Origin of the sequence: Stenotrophomonas sp. I18B00994, from assembly GCF_014145825.1 — a bacterium.
In the GTDB taxonomy this organism is placed as follows: domain Bacteria; phylum Pseudomonadota; class Gammaproteobacteria; order Xanthomonadales; family Xanthomonadaceae; genus Stenotrophomonas; species Stenotrophomonas maltophilia.
Genome location: NZ_JACIUW010000002.1, coordinates 366096 through 382611 on the forward strand (window position 1 = coordinate 366096; position 16516 = coordinate 382611).

Here is a 16516-nt window from a genome sequence, read left to right on the forward strand (position 1 = left end):
AATGAATGCATTCACAATGAGAGAGGGGCACCACACACTCTTCCCCATCCGGTCATCGTCGCGTAAAACTCGAAGGCGCACCCGCCAACGTCAGCCGAGGCCAGCCCTGTCCGTTCCGTCCCCCCTGATCCACCACGCGCCGGAGCCACCCGCGCCTGCGGACGCCTTCATCGCGTTCGTACGCGAGGAACGCGCGCCACTGTGCGCGTTCCTGCGCACACGGGGCGTCGGGCCGGAGGATGCAGAGGACATCGCGCAGGACTGCATGGAGCGGCTGATCCGCTATCGCGCGCACGGCACCGACGAACTGCGCCTGCTGCTGTATCGTATCGCGCGCAATCGCCTGGCCGATCGCGGCCGATCGCCGCAGTCGCGACCGCACCTGTCACTGGCCGAGCATGATGGTCACGACGAGCCCACCAGCCCGTCGCCGGACCCCTTGCGCCAGGCAGAGTCCGGGCAGATGTTGTCCCTGCTGCGGCAGGCCCTTTTCAAATTGCCCGAGCGTGCGCGCGAGGTGTACCTGCTCAACCGGATCACCGGCATGAGCTATACGCAGATCGCGCGGCACTGTGGAATTACAGCCAAGACCGTGGAAAAGCACATCGCCCGCGCCCTGCAGGGCCTGCGCCAGGAGTTGGGACCGGATCCGCTGCACAACGACGGGGATACCGAATGAGCAGCCACCGGCACACGGAAGACGCCTCGCTGTTCGCACGCGCCAGCGCCTGGGTGGCGCGGTTGGAGGCCCCGGACTGCACCCCTGCCGAACGCGAGTCGTTCGAAGACTGGCTGGCTGAAGACCCTGCCCATGTCAAAGCCTGGGCGCAGGCCGAAGATCTTTTCCAGCAGGGCCAGGGCCTGGCTGCGGACCCATGGCTGCGGACGGCTGCGGCGCGTGCGGCACGGCCTGCCCGACGCCGCTGGCTGCCTGCCGCGGCCGCGGCCGCTGGTATCTGCCTGGCCATCGGCGTGGGCTGGATGGTAGCGGTGGATGGCAACCCAGCCCCGCAGCGCTTTGCCAATGACACGCATCAGGCGCAGCGGCTGACCCTGCCCGATGGCAGCGTAGCCACGCTCGATGCCGGCACGACGCTGCACGCACGCTTTGGCTGGCGCCACCGCGAGCTGGACCTCGAACGCGGCCGCCTGCAGCTGCAGGTCGCGCCATCGAACAAAGCACTGCAGCTGCGCGCCGGCACCAGCACCATCCGCGATATCGGCACCACCTTCCAGGTCGAGCGCCTGCACGATGGCCTGGTCGAGGTCGCGCTGCTGGAGGGTGCGGTGGAAGTCAGCAACGGCGCCGCCCAGCACACCCTGGCCCCTGGCCAGCAACTGCAGGTACTCCCCTCCGGGCGCATCCAGCCCGGTCCAGCGCTGTCCTCCACGGCAGCCGCCGAGGGCTGGCTGCATGGGCAGCTGGTCTTCGATGCCACCCCGCTGTCGATCGTGGTCGAACGCATGAACCGCTATGGCCATGCACCGCTGGTGATCGCCGACCCGGAGATCACCGATCTGGCAGTCAGCGGCACGTTCCGCGCAGGCGACGCACAGGAGTTGCTGTCCGCGCTGGAACTTGGCTGGTCCATTGCTGGCCAGACGCGCCCGGATGGCGCGCTGGAACTGCGCCGCACGTACTGAGGAGGCCTGCGGTGATGGCAGGACCAGGCGCGCTGCAGTGGGGGCTGCTCCGCCCCCTGCTGTGCCTGGCGCTGCTGGTCGCCGCGCCGCCTGCCGCCCTCGCAGGCGATCCGGCTGACACCCACGACTACCGCATCAACGCTGGCCCGTTGCCCTCGGCATTGCAGCAATGGGCACGGCAAAGCGGCATCGCTCTGGTGTTCGATGCCCGGGAACTGGCGGGGCTCCATGCCAACGGCACCCATGGCCAGGCCGATCCAGCATCGGCCCTGAAACAGCTGGTCGCCGGCATGCCGGTGACCATCCTTCGAACACCGTCCGGTGGCTTCGTGGTCCGCCGCATCCACGTCGCGCCCGCCGTCGCGCCGCCGGTTCCGGCAACGGTGGCGCCGCGCCCGCGCATGCCCCCGCAGTCGCCCCCCCAGGTGGACCTGGCGCCGATCCATGTCACCGGCAGCCGGTTGCCGCGCACCTCCGTGCAGACCACCCTGCCAGTGACCACGATCGATCGCGCAGATATCCTGCGCAGTGGCTACGGCAGCCTGTTCGACCTGCTGCGACACCTGCCCGGCATGAACGGGCTGCCAGCGATGAGCAGCGCACGCAGTGGCGATTCGCAGTACCTGCCTGTCGGTGCAGCCGCCACCACCAGCCTGGATGGCATGGGACCGCGCGCCACCCTGTTCCTGGTCAATGGCCGGCGCCTGCCCCGTTATCCGATGGTGTCCCTGGAACAGGGCGGGCTCACCGACCTGGGCGGCATTCCACTCAGCTTTGTCGAACGCATCGAACTGGTGCGCGGCGGTGCATCGGCCATCTACGGTGCCGATGCCATGTCCGGCGTGGTCAACATCATCCTCCGCGACCAGGCCGACGGCCCGGAGGCAACGCTGCAGACCGGTCTGAGCAGTCGTGGCGACGCTAGCCAGTACCGCGTGCAGGCCGCCACCGGAGGCCTGCGCGGGAGCGGCGACCGCTGGTTCGCAAGCATCGACCTGCATCGCGTCGATCACCTGGCGGGGGACCAGCGTGACTGGCACGCGGAGACGTCGCAGTACCTGATCGGCGCCTTCCGCGATGGCGACTACTGGCCCGCTACGCGCTGCGACGGACCATTGAAACGACGCAATGGCGCCTGCTGGTTCGACAGTTCGCGCCCTCGTTCGCTTCAACCGGCCTCCGATACCGCCTCGGCCTATCTGCGCTACCGGCATGAGCGTGGCCAGGGACGCTACGTCTATGCGGAAGCCCGCGCCAGCCACAACCGGCAGCGTTTCGATCTGGGCCCGACCGCCGTCGCCCTCGGCCTGTACGGCTACACCTTCAACAGTGTCCTGCGCGAAGCCGGCAATGTGCGTCCCCAGGTCCGTGCCACCGACGCCGATCTCACCCTGGGCATCGGCCGGGACCAGGGCAGCCACAGCTGGGACGCCGGCATCAGCGCGCAGCGCAGCGACGTCACCCTGGCCACGCCGGGCACCGTGCGCGCCGAACCGTTCATCGAGGCGGCGCAGTCGCTCAGGTTCCTGCCAGGCTTCGATGCATTGCCCGCCGATGAAGCCACTTCGCTGTTCCCATCGATCCGCAACCGTGGACTTACCGAGCAGTGGCAGGGCTGGTGGGGCATACAGCGCGCATTGATGCCGATGCGGGGCGGCAATGCGCAGCTGGCTACCGGCATCGATCTGCGCCATGAACGCTGGACGTCGCACCCGGACACCCTGCTGAGCCAGGGCGATCTGGCACTGGGGCTGCCGCAGCAGCAGCGGCGCCTGTCGCGGCAGAGTGGCGGCGCGTATGCGGAACTGGGCCTGCCACTCACGTCGGAACTGCGCATGGACCTGGCCGCGCGCTGGGACTACGACGGCGACTACACGGCATTCTCGCCCCGTGCCGGCCTGCGCTGGACGCCAACACCGCACTGGTCGTTCCTGCTGGCCAGCGGCCGCGGCTATCGCGCGCCCAGCCTGTTCGAACAGCGCCGCCCGCCAGGACAGTTCGGTACCCTTACCCTGCCCGTCTCAAGCGCACTGCCACCTTGTGCACAGAGCGAGCCGGACGGCCGCTGTGTGGTCACTGCGGATGTGGAGGAGAACAACGCGCTCAAGGCCGAGAGCTCACGCAGCCATTCGCTGGCGGCGACCTGGTCACCCAGCGATGCGTTCTCGCTTTCGCTGACCCACAACATCGTCGAGCTGCGCAACGAGATCCTCGCGCTGCAGCCGGCCGATGCCGTGTGGAACCGTGACACCTGGCAGTTGGATGAGGATGGCAACCTGAGCAGCCTCCGCCTGTCGTTCGACAATATCGGCCGCACCACTTCCCGCAACTGGGTGCTGCGTGGCGAATACCGGGTCGACACCGGCAGCACCGGCCAGTGGTTGTTCTCGCTGGACGCGCTGAAGCAGCAGGAGCTGCGCCGCCGTCGGGACCACGAGCCGGCGATCGACCTGCGCGGGCATGTCACGCCCGAGATGGCGGCGGTCCTCAACGTGCAATGGCAGAACAGCAACTGGGACATCGCCCTGCGCGGCAACCAGGTGGGCCGCACCCGCGCATGGCTGCCCGGCGCCGAGTGCCCGCAGCGGCAGATCGAACAGAACCATTGCATGAATCCGCGCCAGCTGCGCTGGAACCTGCACCTGGCGCGCCGCCTGGGCACACGCGTCATCGCGGCGCTGGACGTGCACAACGTGCTTGATGCGCAACCGGTGAACTACCTGGTCGGCAATGGTGGGCAGATGCCGGGGCTGGACGATCCACTGGGTCGCTACTACCTGCTTACCCTGCAGTTCCGCTGAGCGTAGTACGCTACGCGGCCTGTTCCACCGGTCTGCCACCTTCCCCATGAAAGCCTATCTCTGGTTCTGGGGCGCGTTCCTGCTGTTCTTCGCGTTGCCCTTCCCCTGCATCCTCTATTTCGGAACCTCCTGGCCGGTGGCGCTGGCTGATCGCAGCGCGCCATGGCTGTCCCTGCTGCTGCTTGTGCTGTCGCTGGCTGCATGGCTCTCTCTGCTGTTCGCGTTCCTGCATTTCCTGCTGCTCGGCCCACCGCGCGCCCTGCATCGCGTCCGCTCGATCCTCGCCGATGGCGAACCGCGCGATGCGCTGATCGAACACGCTGAACAGACCGGCGTACAGGTGCGTGGCTTCGCGCAATGGAAACTGCAGCTGTCCTTCAAGAACCTGTCCGGCACGCCGATCCGCGAACAGCTGCTGGTGGTCGACAGCAAGCCGCAACTGCAGCGCTTCGGCGTCGGCAGGCACGTCGATGCACGCCTGAGCAGGGTGCCGGGCGCGTTCCCGAACGTGGTACTGGACGGTGCCCAGCCCGAACTGGATGTCGCCAGCCTGTGGCGGCGAAGCATCGGCGCAGCGCTCTGCATCGTCCTGGTAGCCGCTGCCTATGTGGCGACCTACCGGCTGCAGAGCGAGGGCCTTGGCTGGACCTTCCTGTCCTTCGGCCACCCGCTGCTGGTGTGCCCGCTGGTGCTGTGTGGGTACATGTTGGGGCTGCGCCTGCTTGGCCGCCTGCTGCAGGCTGATGCGCGCGGCGACGCGTTGAAGTACCGCGGCATCGGCGTGGAGGCCAGGGTGCTGAAAGTGCGTCAGACCGGCACCTACCTCAACGAACAGCCGCAGGTGGAGTTCCAGCTGGAGTACACCGATCGTGACGGCCGCGTACAGCAGGTGAGCGTGCGCCGCTTCATCCCGCTGATCGATCTAGCCAACATCCCGCGCGAAAACGTGACCCTGCTGTACGACCCGGATGACCGGGGCAACGTGCGCCTGGAGGGCGTATGAAACAGCCGCCCTCCACCCACACCGTGTTCCTGGTACTGCTGCTGGTTCTGGCGGGCGTGGCCGTTGCCGGCGGCGCCCTGCAGACCATCAGCGAAACGCTGGGGCATTCGGTACAGCCGGACCGGTTGCCACCCTCCGTCCCGTCTCAGTCGTCGCGCGAGCAACCCGCATCGCTTGTGCCGTCCCCGGCCGCCTTCCCCGCGGCGAGTACCGCTGCGGCGCCCGAGCGCAACAATCGCCTGTTCGATGCGGACTACCTGCTGGCTGCCCGCCAGGCACTGGAGCAGCTGCCAGCGCTGGCCGGACAGCGGTTGACGGTGTTCCACAGCATCCACTTCTATGACGATGGCCGCATCAACCTCGATCTGGTCGACCCGCAACAGCCGGGCCACGTCGACAGCTACCACTTCGAACGTGGCCAGTGGCGCAAGGGCAATCCGGTGAACCCGCAGCAGTTCGCGCCGACCATCAGCCTGCAGCGCAGCAGCACACCCCTGGCCAGCATCGATTTCGAGGCCGTGTCGCGCGTGGCGCAGGCACTGCAGGAACAACGCAACGCGCTGCAGAACCCCGCATCCGAAGTCGGCCACGTCTACGTGATCGTGCGCAAAGGCGGCAAGCTGGTGTGGCTGCCGGATGACGTCGCCGGTGACCGCGAATCCGTGCGCCTGCAGTTCGATGCGCAGGGCACCCTGCGCGGCGTGAACCGCCGATAGGCCACAAAAAAAGGGGACGGAGGGGATTAAGTCGCATGTGCCTTGGTGCGGATTGCGACTTAATCCCCTCCGTCCCCTTTTTCTATTTCACCGAGCGGGCGATGGCGTACTGCGCGCCGTAGTACGTGGACAGCACCAGCAGGCTGGCCAGCGGCAGACCGCCGGCGAAGCGGTCCCAGGCCAGCAGTGAATCGCTGGCGACGAACAGCAGCGCACCGGCGGCCGCCCAGCGCGCGCTGCTGGCTTCCACGGCAGCGGGCTGTGGCCGGCACCACTGGCGTGCCAGTGCCAGCACCGCCATCGAGGCCAGCACCACCACATACGCCAGCACCGGAATGCGCATCGGTGCGGGCAGGTGCGGCCACAGGCCAAGTACGTTGAGCACGGCAAACGTCGCCAGCAGGACGCTGGCCGCCAACAGCCCACGCCCCGCACGCAGGCCCTCGCGGAAGGCCACGATGTAGCAGAGGTGGGCCAGCAGGAACGCGACCAGGCCCGGCACGAACGCATCCATCGGCAGCATCAACGCGATGTCACCCACGCACGACAGCAGCATGCCGGCCAGCACCGCGCGTCGATAGAACGGCTGTGTGGGATCATGCAGGCGCCAGACGATGGCAGCGATCAGCAGCGTGGTGGTCGGCTTGGCCAGCCAATGCAGCCAGCGCCCGTCACCGTGCAGGAACGCGCCGACGATGGCCAGGATCGCCATCAGCAGGATCACGCCATCGCGGGCGCGCGGCTTCATCGGGCCTTCCACAATTCTGCAAGGCGGTCAGGCTTGCCGGCGATACGCTCCAGCACCGGGTACTGCAGGCCACCGTGGTAGGCGATGCTCATCGTTTCGATGCGGTCGAACTGCTTCACCAGCAGCACGATCGGCGCCTTGTCCTTTGCTGCGGCCGCCACTGCATCCTTCAAGCGCTGGCTGCTGTACTCACGGCCGCCAACCGCGATCACCTTCATGCCCGGTGCAAGACCGGCGTTGAACGCCGGGCTGTCCCAGATCACATCGCCAACCGTACCGCTGTCGAGCACGGTCGCGCCCAGCGAATAGGCCAGCAATGCCGCCTTGGCACGTTTTTCCTGCGCCTTGTAGGCGTCGTTCGGGGTATCGCGGTAAACCAGCTTCCAGCCCGCCAGTTCCAGGCCGCCGGTCAACGAACCGTGGCCGTCCAGGCGCCCGCGCAGGAACGTCGCCCAGTCGTACGGCGCGATGCCGTTCAAGGTCGTGACCACATCATCGAAGGTGTACGGATTGACGTCCCAATCGCCATTGCCGACGCCGAAGAACGCACGCGCGAAGTCGTCCAGGCTGCGGCGGTTGCCGCTCAGTTCGCGCAGCTTGCCCTCCACTTCCAGCCACAGCATCTGACCGCCGGAGTAGTAGTCCTCGCTCATCTGGTAGTTGCGGTAGGGCAACGTGCGGCGCTGGGCGATGGTCGGGTCGTTGGTGGTGTCCTGCAGTGGGCGCCAGGCCAGTCCCGGGCGGCCGCGGTCATAGGTGGCGGCCACGTTGGCCAGCATGTCGCGCGCCTGCGCGGTCGACCACAGCCCCGAGCGTGCGGCCAGCACCTGGCCCCAGAACTGGGTCTGGCCCTCGTACACCCACAGCAGGCTGTCGCCCATCGGCACGTTGAAATTGGCAGTAGCCAGATCGGCGCCACGGCGGTACTTGCCGTTCCAGGAATGGGTGTACTCGTGCGGCAGCAGGTCGCGCATCCACGCGTTGCTGTCCCACTCGGTGAAATAGCCCGGATCGGCGCTGTTCTCGCTGGAGCGGTGATGCTCCAGGCCGATGCCGCCGAGACGGTCGGTCAGCGCCAGCAGGAACTCATAGTGGTTGTAGTGGCGCGCACCGTAGAGCTTGTCGGCCTGCTGCACCAACGCGCGGTGCAGGGTGATCTGCGCGTCGGTGGGCTTCAACGACTTGGCCTCGTCGGCGAACACGTTGAGGTGCACCGGCACCTTCGCGCCCGGATCGAGATCGATGCGCTGGTAGTGCTCGCCGGCGAACAACGGCGAATCGACCAGATGGTCATAGGAAATCGGCTTGAACACCACGGTGTCACCGTCGCGCCGCGCGGTTTCCAGCGCGGTTGCGAACGACCAGCCCCTGGGCAGGGTCACGCTGGCCTGCGCCTGCAGGTTGCGCGCATCGACGCCGGCCGGATACAGCGAATTGGCGTTCCACTGCAGGTTGAGCATTTCCGGGGTCATCACCACCCGGCCCTGGCTGCCGCCCTGCGAGGACAGGAAGTCGAAGTGGGCGACGATCTCGCTCACGCCCTCGGGCACGTTCACCCTGAACGCATAGACGTTGAACTGGTCACGCTGCCAGGCCAGCGGCGTGCCGTTGGCGGTCACGCGCAGGCCGGCCAGCTTGTCGATCGGGCCGGTGGGTGAATGGTTGCCGGGAATCCACTGCGGGTACAGCAGGGTCATCGGGCCGGGCTTGGCCGGCACCGTAGCGGTCACCTTGAAGATGCGCCGGGCCAGATCGCGCGCGTCGACATCGATGCGCAGCAGGCCGGGGGCCACCGCGTTCGCCGGTGGCGAGGTCTGTGCCAGTGCAGGCGTGGCCGCCAGCGCGAACAGCAACGACATCGCCAAGGCTCGGGTCTTCATCGGCCAGGTTCCAACAACGGAGAATCTTCCGATGCTAGGCCTGTAACGTGCCCTGCCCCATGGCCAAAGGTCATGGGCGGGCCGCCCATCCTTGCGTGCGAAAAAGCGTGCGAACCAAGGTCCGCACCCACCATGTGCCGGCTCGCACCCACCGTGTGCAGGTTCGCACCCGCCAGAGCAGTTCCAGTAGATCCACGCCATGCGTGGATGAGGCGCTTCCCGGTCAGTCGACCAGGCGCAGGCGCAGTTCCTTCGGCAGCGCGAACACCATCGATTCCGGTTCGCCGTCCAGCTCGCCCACGCCGGTGGCGCCCAGTTCGGCCAGGCGCGCCAGCACGCCATCGACCAGCACCTGCGGTGCAGAGGCGCCGGCGGTCACGCCGATGTGCTGCTTGCCTGCCACCCATGCCGGGTCGATCTCGTGCGCGCCGTCGATCAGGTACGACTCCACGCCCTCACGGCGGGCCAGCTCGCTCAAGCGGTTGGAGTTGGAGCTGTTCGGCGAACCGACCACCAGCACCAGGTCGCAGCGCTTGGCCAGATCGCGCACGGCATCCTGGCGGTTCTGCGTGGCGTAGCAGATGTCGTCGTTCTTCGGGCCCTGCATCGCCGGGAAACGCTCGCGCAGCGCATCGATGATGCCGCGCGTGTCATCCACCGACAGCGTGGTCTGGGTGGTGTAGGCGAAGTTTTCCGGCTGGTTGATCTGCAGCGTGGCAACCTGCTCCACGTCTTCCACCAGGTAGATCTGGCCGGTGCCGGCTTCGCGGTTCCACTGGCCCATGGTGCCTTCCACTTCCGGGTGACCGGCGTGGCCGATCAGCACCACGTCACGGCCGGCACGGCAGTGGCGGGCGACTTCGAAGTGGACCTTGGTCACCAGCGGGCAGGTGGCGTCGAACACCTTCAGGCCACGGCGCTCGGCTTCCTGGCGCACGGCCTGGGACACGCCATGGGCGCTGAAGATCACCGTGTTGTTGTCCGGCACTTCGTCGAGTTCCTCGACGAAGATCGCCCCGCGCTGCTTCAGGTCGTCGACCACGAAGCGGTTGTGCACCACTTCATGGCGAACATAGATGGGCGCGCCCAGCGTTTCGATCGCGCGCTTGACGATCTCGATCGCACGATCGACACCGGCACAGAAACCACGCGGGTTGGCGAGCAGCACATCCATCAGTTCAATCTCCCGGCAGCGGCCGGCTTACGGTTTCGGATTGGCATTATCCGCCTTTTTGGCGGACTTGCCGTCGAACAGGCCAAACAGGGCGATGCCGATGGCACCCACCACGATGGCCGAGTCGGCGATGTTGAACGAGGGCCAGGTGTAGCTGCCCACGTACCACTGGATGAAGTCGACCACGTGGCCGTGCACCTGGCGGTCGATCACGTTGCCGATGGCGCCGCCGATGATGAGCGCATACGGCACCGCGGCCTTCCAGTTGCCGCGCGCGGTGCCGCGCAGCCACCACGCCATCAGGCCGCTGATGGCGATCGCCAGCGCGGTGAAGAAGTACTTCTGCCAGCCACCGGCGTCGCTCAGGAAACTGAACGCGGCGCCGGTGTTGTAGGTGCGGTACCAGTTCCAGAAGCCGTCGATGACCACCACCGGCTGGAACTCCGGCAGGCTCGACAGCACCCAGGCCTTGGACCACTGGTCCAGGCCGATGATGGCCGCCGACAGCAGCAGCCAGACCAGGGCGTTCGGATGCGGACGAGGCGCGGCCATCAGAACCAGCTCCGCACTTCGCCGGCGCCGGTCACGTTGCTCACGCAACGGCCGCACAGTTCCGGATGATCGGCGTTGCTGCCGACGTCGGCGCGGTGGTGCCAGCAGCGCACGCACTTGGCCTTGGTGGTCGGCTGGGCGCTGACGAACACCTCGTCGGTGGTCGCCGGGCGCACCTGCACGTCGCCACTGATGAACAGGAAGCGCAGTTCATCGGCCAGCGGCTGCCACTTCGCGGCCTGCTCCTCGTTGGCGGCAATGGTGATCTCCGCTTCCAGCGCGGCACCGATGGCGCCGTTGGCACGCATCGGCTCGAGCACCTTGGCCACCTGCTCGCGCACAGCCAGCAACTGGTCGAAGTCGGTGGCGTTGAGCTGGGCATCGGCCGGCAGCGGCGCCAGGCCGTCGTACCAGGTGGTGAACAGCACATGGCCGGCATGCTCGCCCGGCAGGTAGCCCCACAGCTCGTCGGCGGTGAAGGTCAGGATCGGCGCAACCCAGCGGGTGAACGCTTCGGCGATGTGGTACATCGCGCTCTGTGCCGAACGGCGACCGTGCGAATCGGTCGGCATCGTGTACAGGCGGTCCTTGGTCACGTCCAGGTACAGCGAGCCCAGGTCCACGCTGCAGAAGTTCAGCAGCAGCTGCACGATCTCGGCCATGTTGTAGCCGTCGTAGGCCGCCTTGATCTTCTCCTGCAGCTCCCACGCGCGATGCACGATCCAGCGGTCCAGCGCGACCATCTGGTCGAGCGGACGCAGGTGCTGGGCCGGGTCGAAACCGTCCAGGTTGCCGAGCAGGAAGCGTGCGGTGTTGCGCAGGCGGCGGTAGGCATCGGCGTTGCGCTTGAGGATCTCCTGCGACAGCGACATCTCGTTGCTGTAGTCGGCCGAGGCGATCCACAGGCGCAGGATGTCCGCGCCCAGCTTGTTCATGATGTCCTGCGGCTCGATGCCGTTGCCCAGCGACTTGGACATCTTGCGGCCGTGCTCATCCACGGTGAAGCCGTGGGTCAGGCACTGCTTGTACGGGGCGCGCTTGTCGATCGCCACGCCGGTCAGCAGCGAGGACTGGAACCAGCCACGGTGCTGGTCGGAACCTTCCAGGTACAGGTCGGCCGGCTTGCCGAAGCCACGCGCGGCGAGCACGCCTTCATGGGTCACGCCCGAATCGAACCAGACGTCGAGGATGTCGGTGACCTTCTCGTAGTCGGCGGCTTCAGCGCCCAGCAGTTCGGCGGCATCCAGCGAGTACCACACGTCGATGCCTTCGGCTTCGACGCGGTCGGCGACCTGCTGCATCAGCTCCACCGAACGTGGATGGATCTCGCCGGTCTGCCGGTGGGTGAACAGTGCGATCGGCACGCCCCAGGTGCGCTGGCGCGAGATGGTCCAGTCCGGGCGACCGTCGACCATGCTCTGGATGCGCGCCTTGCCCCAGGTCGGGAACCAGCCCACGGTGTCGATGGCGGCCAGCGCATCGTTGCGCAGGTTGGCCTTGTCCATCGAAATGAACCACTGCGGGGTAGCGCGGAACACCACCGGCGTCTTGTGGCGCCAGCAGTGCGGGTAGCTGTGGCGGATCGGATGGAACGCCAGCAGCGCACCGTTGTCGCGCAGCACGCCGACGATGGCCTCCTGCGCCTTCCACAGGTGCTGGCCAGCCAGCACCACGTCACCGGCCGGCGGGGTCGATTCCAGGTACACGCCACGGCCGTCGATCGGGGTCACCTGGCCGGCGTTGTACTTGTCCAGCAGGCCGTACTTCTGGCTGACCACGAAGTCTTCCTGGCCGTGGCCGGGGGCGGTGTGCACCGCACCGGTACCGTCCTCGTCGGAGACGTGGTCGCCGTTGAGCACCAGGATCTCGCGCTCCGGGTAGAACGGGTGCGCCAGCAGCTGGTTCTCCAGCGCCGCACCGGTGGTTTCACCGTGCAGCACCACGTTTTCGACGCCATAGCGCTGCAGCGCGCGCTCGGCCAGCGCCGCAGCCAGCACCAGCCAACGGCGCTTGCCGTGGTGCGCCGGGCCTTCGGCCAGCACGTAGGTGATCTCCGCGCCCAGCGACACCGCCAGCGAGGCCGGCAGCGTCCACGGGGTGGTGGTCCAGATCGGTACGGCCACTTCCACGTCGGCCGGCACGCTCACGCCGAACGCCTGGCCGATGGCCTGCGCGTCACGTGCTGCGTAGGCCACGTCGATCGCCGGCGATTCCTTTTCCTGGTACTCGATCTCGGCCTCGGCCAGCGCCGAGCCACAGTCGAAGCACCAGTACACCGGCTTGGCGCCACGCACCAGGTGGCCGTTGGCCACGACCTTGGACAGTGCACGGATCTCGTTGGCTTCGAAGTCGAAGCTCAGGGTCTTGTACGGGTTGTCCCAGTCACCGGTCACGCCCAGCCGCTTGAAGTCCACGCGCTGGATGTTGATCTGCTCTTCGGCGAACTCGCGGCACTTCTGGCGGAATTCAACGGCGTCGAGCTTGGTGCCGACCTTGCCCCACTTCTTTTCCACCGCGATCTCGATCGGCAGGCCATGGCAGTCCCAGCCCGGCACGTAGGGCGCATCGAAGCCGGCCAGGTAGCGCGACTTGACGATGATGTCCTTCAGGATCTTGTTGACCGCGTGGCCCAGGTGGATGCGGCCGTTGGCGTACGGCGGGCCATCGTGCAGCACGAACAGCGGGCGGCCGGCGGCGTTGTCGCGCAGCTGCTGGTAGAGCCCCTGCGCTTCCCACCGCGCCAGAATGCCCGGCTCGCGCTTGGGCAGATCGCCGCGCATCGGGAATTCGGTGGCTGGCAGGTTCAGGGTGGTCTTGTAGTCCTGGCTCACGCAGTGGCTCGCAATCTATGTTCGGAAAGGATGGCGCGCGCCTGTTCGGCGTCGCGGTGCATCTGGTCGGTCAACGCCGCCAGATCATTGAATTTCTCTTCGTCGCGCAGCTTGGCGACGAACTCCACATCGATGTGGCGCCCGTACAGGTCGCCCTGGAAATCGAACAGGTGGGCTTCCAGCAGCGGCTCCACGCCCTCCACCGTCGGGCGGGTGCCGAAGCTGGACACCGACGGCCACGGCTGGTCGAACACGCCATGCACCCAGGTCGCGTAGATGCCCGACAGCGCCGGGGTCTTCGGGAACCGCAGGTTGGCGGTGGGGAAGCCCAGCGTACGGCCGAGCTGGCGCCCGCGCACCACCCGGCCGCTGATCGCGTACGGACGGCCCAGCAGGTCGTTGGCACGGGCGAAGTCGCCCTGCTGCAGCAGCTGGCGGATGCGGGTGCTGGAAATGCGTTCGCCATGCAGGTCGACCGCTTCAATTTCGCCCGCAGTGAAACCCAGTTCGGCACCCATTTTCTGCAGCAGAGCCAGGTCGCCACGGCGGCGGTTGCCGAAGCAGAACTCCGGGCCGATCCAGACCTCACGCGCACTCAGGCGCTTGACCAGCAACTGGCGCACGAAGGTCTCGGCCGGCATCGCGGCCATCGCCGCGTCGAATCGCAGCAGGCCGACCGCATCGACACCGAGCTCGCGCAGGATCTCGACCTTGCTGCGCGCCAGGGTCAGCCGCGGCGGCGGTGTGCCCTGGGCGAAGAACTCACGCGGCAGCGGCTCGAACGCCACGGCCACGGCGGCCACGCCCAAGGCGCGCGCGCGGGCAACCGCGTGGCGGACCAGCGCACGATGGCCCAGGTGGAGGCCGTCGAATGCACCGATACAGACCACGCTTCCGTTGGGGAACAGCTCCCCGCCCTCGACGCTTCTGAACAGCCTGCTCATCAACTCTCGTTCCGGCCCGACCGGGGCCGCCGTTTCAATGGTGTAACCCTGAAGTATAGCCGCCACAAGCCGCGATCAATGCCCACGCAGATCGCGCGGGCGGAAGCCCATCGCCAGCATGGCTACCGCGTAGGTGACACCGCCACCGCCGACCAGCAGCGACAGGCTGCCGATCCGCTCCCACACGCTCATCGCCGAGAAGCCCGGCAGCCAGTGCAGCAGGGCCAGCAGCACACCAACCATGGCCGCACAGGCCAGCAGCAGTCGCAGCAGATAGCCGCCCCAGCCCGGCCGGCGCTGGTAGACGTCGGTCTTGCCCAGCCAGTACCACAGCAGGCCCAGGTTCAGGTAACTGGACAGTGCACTGGCAATGCCCAGCGCCAGATGCAGGCCCGGCTGCTTGCCGATGGCCGCCATCACGCCCTGCGCCTTCAGCTCGTCCGGCACCATGACCTGGTACAGCACCGCCAGCAGGGCGAAGTTGAACACCATGTTGGCCACCAGCGCGGCCACACCCGCGCGCACCGGGGTCTTGGTGTCCTGGCGTGCGTAGAACGCCGGCAACACCACCTTCAGCAGGGCGAACGCCGGCAGGCCGAAACTCAGGCCGTACACCGACAGCGCGGTCATGCGGGTATCGAAGGCACTGAACTGGCCGTGCTGGAAGATGGTCGCGATCAGCGGTTCGGCCAGCAGCAGCAGGCCCAGCATGGCCGGCACCGAGATCAGCAGGGTCATGCGCAGGCCCCAGTCCAGCGAGCGCGAGAAGCCTTCGCGGTCGGTGCTGACGTGGTGACGGGCCAGCGCCGGCAGGATCACCGTGCCCAGCGCCACGCCGAACACGCCCAGCGGCAGCTCCAGGAAGCGGTCGGCCAGCGACAGCCAGGACTGCGAGCCATCGGTCAGCTTGGCCGCGATGACGGTGTCCAGCAGCAGGTTGATCTGCGCCACCGAGGAGCCGAACAGGGTCGGCACCATCAGCGTCATCACCTTGCGCACGCCCGGATGGCTCCAGCCCCAGCGCGGCAGGGTCAGCAGGTTGATGCCCTTCAGCGAGGGCAGCTGGAACAGCAGCTGCAGGATGCCGGCAGCCAGTACCGCCCAGCCCAGCGCCAGGATCTGCTTTTCCGGGGTGCCGCCCAGCCGCGGGGCCAGCCACAGCGCGCCGGCGATCATGCACAGGTTGAGGATGACCGGGGTCAGCGCCGGCATGGCGAAGCGCTGGAAGCTGTTCAGCGCGCCGCCGGCCAGGGCGGTCAGCGACACGAACAACAGGAACGGGAAGGTCAGGCGGAACAGGTCGACCAGCAGGCCCTGCTTGACCGGATCGGTATCAACGCCACTGGAGAAGACCGAGGCCAGCTGCGGCGCGAAGATCAGCGCCAGCGCAGTGACCAGCATCAGCACCCCGCCCAGGGTGCCGGCGGTGCGGGCCATCAGTTCACGCAGCTCGGCGTGGCTGCGGGTCTCCTTCACTTCCGTGAACACGGGCACGAAAGCGGTGGCGAAAGAGCCTTCGGCGAACAAACGCCGCAGGAAATTGGGTACCCTGAAGGCGACCCAGAAAGCATCAGTGATGGCGTTGGTGCCGAACGTGGTGGTCACCACGAAGTCCCGGACAAGTCCGAGAACGCGCGAGACCATGGTCATGCTGCTGAACGACAGCAGGCCCCGCAACAACTTGGGTGAACTCACTCAGCGTCCCTCTTGACAATCGACTTGACGTGCATTTCTTACGCCATCATACTAGCTAGCTTGCTGTTCCCATAACACCGATTTTTTCAGGAAACCACCACCGTGGCCAATATCAAGTCCGCCAAGAAGCGCGCCAAGCAGACCGTCGTGCGCAACGCGCGCAACGTGGCTCAGCGCTCGATGCTGCGCACCGCCGTCAAGAAAGTGATCAAGGCGCTGGACGCCAACGATGCCGCCGGCGCCGAAGCCGCCTTCGCCGTTGCCCAGCCGATCCTGGATCGCTTCAGCGCGCGTGGCCTGATCCACAAGAACAAGGCTGCTCGCCACAAGAGCCGCCTGAACGACCGCATCAAGGCCCTCAAGGCCGCCTGATCCGGCGTTGCCGCCCTGCCCTTAGGGGCCGGGCAGCAGACAAGAACCCGGCCCCGGCCGGGTTTTTTGTTGCCAGCGATCCACGGGGTCCGCGCGATCCGGTAGTGCCGGCCACCAAAGCGGTAGCCGGCTTCGATGAAGGCCTGGCGGGTATGC

13 protein-coding genes are annotated in these 16516 nt (G+C 67.1%); 6 read left to right on the top strand and 7 right to left on the bottom strand.

From position 1 onward, the window contains the following. Positions 1-169 precede the first annotated feature (169 nt). Genes H4O10_RS03645 through H4O10_RS03665 form a run of 5 tightly spaced genes read left to right on the top strand, consistent with a single transcriptional unit; the run spans position 170 to position 6164 of the window. Positions 170-679: an RNA polymerase sigma factor gene (locus H4O10_RS03645; RefSeq protein ID WP_080052359.1), complete on the top strand. Its 510-nt coding sequence runs from the start codon at positions 170-172 to the stop codon at positions 677-679. Beyond that, a complete protein-coding gene (locus H4O10_RS03650; protein ID WP_033833367.1) occupies positions 676-1644 on the top strand; it encodes a FecR domain-containing protein in 969 nt (322 codons plus the stop codon). Before H4O10_RS03645 ends, H4O10_RS03650 begins: the two co-directional genes overlap by 4 nt. Before the next feature lie 14 nt (positions 1645-1658). Then, positions 1659-4445: a TonB-dependent receptor gene (locus H4O10_RS03655; protein ID WP_049454947.1), complete on the top strand. Its 2787-nt coding sequence runs from the start codon at positions 1659-1661 to the stop codon at positions 4443-4445. 46 nt (positions 4446-4491) lie between these two features. Next, positions 4492-5448, top strand: coding sequence for a hypothetical protein (locus H4O10_RS03660; protein WP_033833365.1), 957 nt, complete (start codon positions 4492-4494; stop codon positions 5446-5448). After that, positions 5445-6164, top strand: coding sequence for a hypothetical protein (locus tag H4O10_RS03665; protein ID WP_049454949.1), 720 nt, complete (start codon positions 5445-5447; stop codon positions 6162-6164). The genes H4O10_RS03660 and H4O10_RS03665 overlap by 4 nt, the downstream gene beginning before the upstream one ends. 82 nt (positions 6165-6246) lie before the next feature. On the opposite strand, the gene H4O10_RS03670 is transcribed toward H4O10_RS03665, so the two are convergent. The 7 genes from H4O10_RS03670 to murJ form a co-directional block, all read right to left on the bottom strand. Beyond that, complete coding sequence (locus H4O10_RS03670; RefSeq protein WP_049454951.1) at positions 6247-6912, bottom strand: lysoplasmalogenase; 666 nt, start codon at positions 6910-6912, stop codon at positions 6247-6249. Beyond that, positions 6909-8792, bottom strand: a complete 1884-nt coding sequence (locus H4O10_RS03675) for a M61 family metallopeptidase (protein WP_088470552.1) — start codon at positions 8790-8792, stop codon at positions 6909-6911. The genes H4O10_RS03670 and H4O10_RS03675 overlap by 4 nt, the downstream gene beginning before the upstream one ends. A gap of 223 nt (positions 8793-9015) precedes the next feature. Further along, a complete protein-coding gene (gene ispH, locus H4O10_RS03680; RefSeq protein ID WP_005408565.1) occupies positions 9016-9966 on the bottom strand; it encodes a 4-hydroxy-3-methylbut-2-enyl diphosphate reductase in 951 nt (316 codons plus the stop codon). Between the two features lie 27 nt (positions 9967-9993). Continuing rightward, the gene (gene lspA / locus H4O10_RS03685) at positions 9994-10518 is read right to left on the bottom strand and encodes a signal peptidase II (protein WP_005408564.1); all 525 of its coding nucleotides are present in this window, start codon (positions 10516-10518) and stop codon (positions 9994-9996) included. Next, positions 10518-13349 carry an isoleucine--tRNA ligase gene (gene ileS, locus H4O10_RS03690; protein WP_049454954.1) on the bottom strand — a complete coding sequence of 944 codons (2832 nt, stop codon included), beginning with the start codon at positions 13347-13349 and terminating at the stop codon, positions 10518-10520. The genes lspA and ileS overlap by 1 nt, the downstream gene beginning before the upstream one ends. Then, a complete protein-coding gene (locus H4O10_RS03695) occupies positions 13346-14293 on the bottom strand; it encodes a bifunctional riboflavin kinase/FAD synthetase (protein WP_012479506.1) in 948 nt (315 codons plus the stop codon). The genes ileS and H4O10_RS03695 overlap by 4 nt, the downstream gene beginning before the upstream one ends. A gap of 75 nt (positions 14294-14368) precedes the next feature. After that, a complete protein-coding gene (gene murJ, locus H4O10_RS03700) occupies positions 14369-15973 on the bottom strand; it encodes a murein biosynthesis integral membrane protein MurJ (protein ID WP_024957498.1) in 1605 nt (534 codons plus the stop codon). 117 nt (positions 15974-16090) lie between these two features. Here murJ and rpsT point away from each other — a divergent pair, with 117 nt between their 5' ends. Continuing rightward, positions 16091-16360, top strand: coding sequence for a 30S ribosomal protein S20 (gene rpsT / locus H4O10_RS03705; RefSeq protein ID WP_005408560.1), 270 nt, complete (start codon positions 16091-16093; stop codon positions 16358-16360). The last annotated feature ends 156 nt before the right edge of the window (positions 16361-16516 follow it).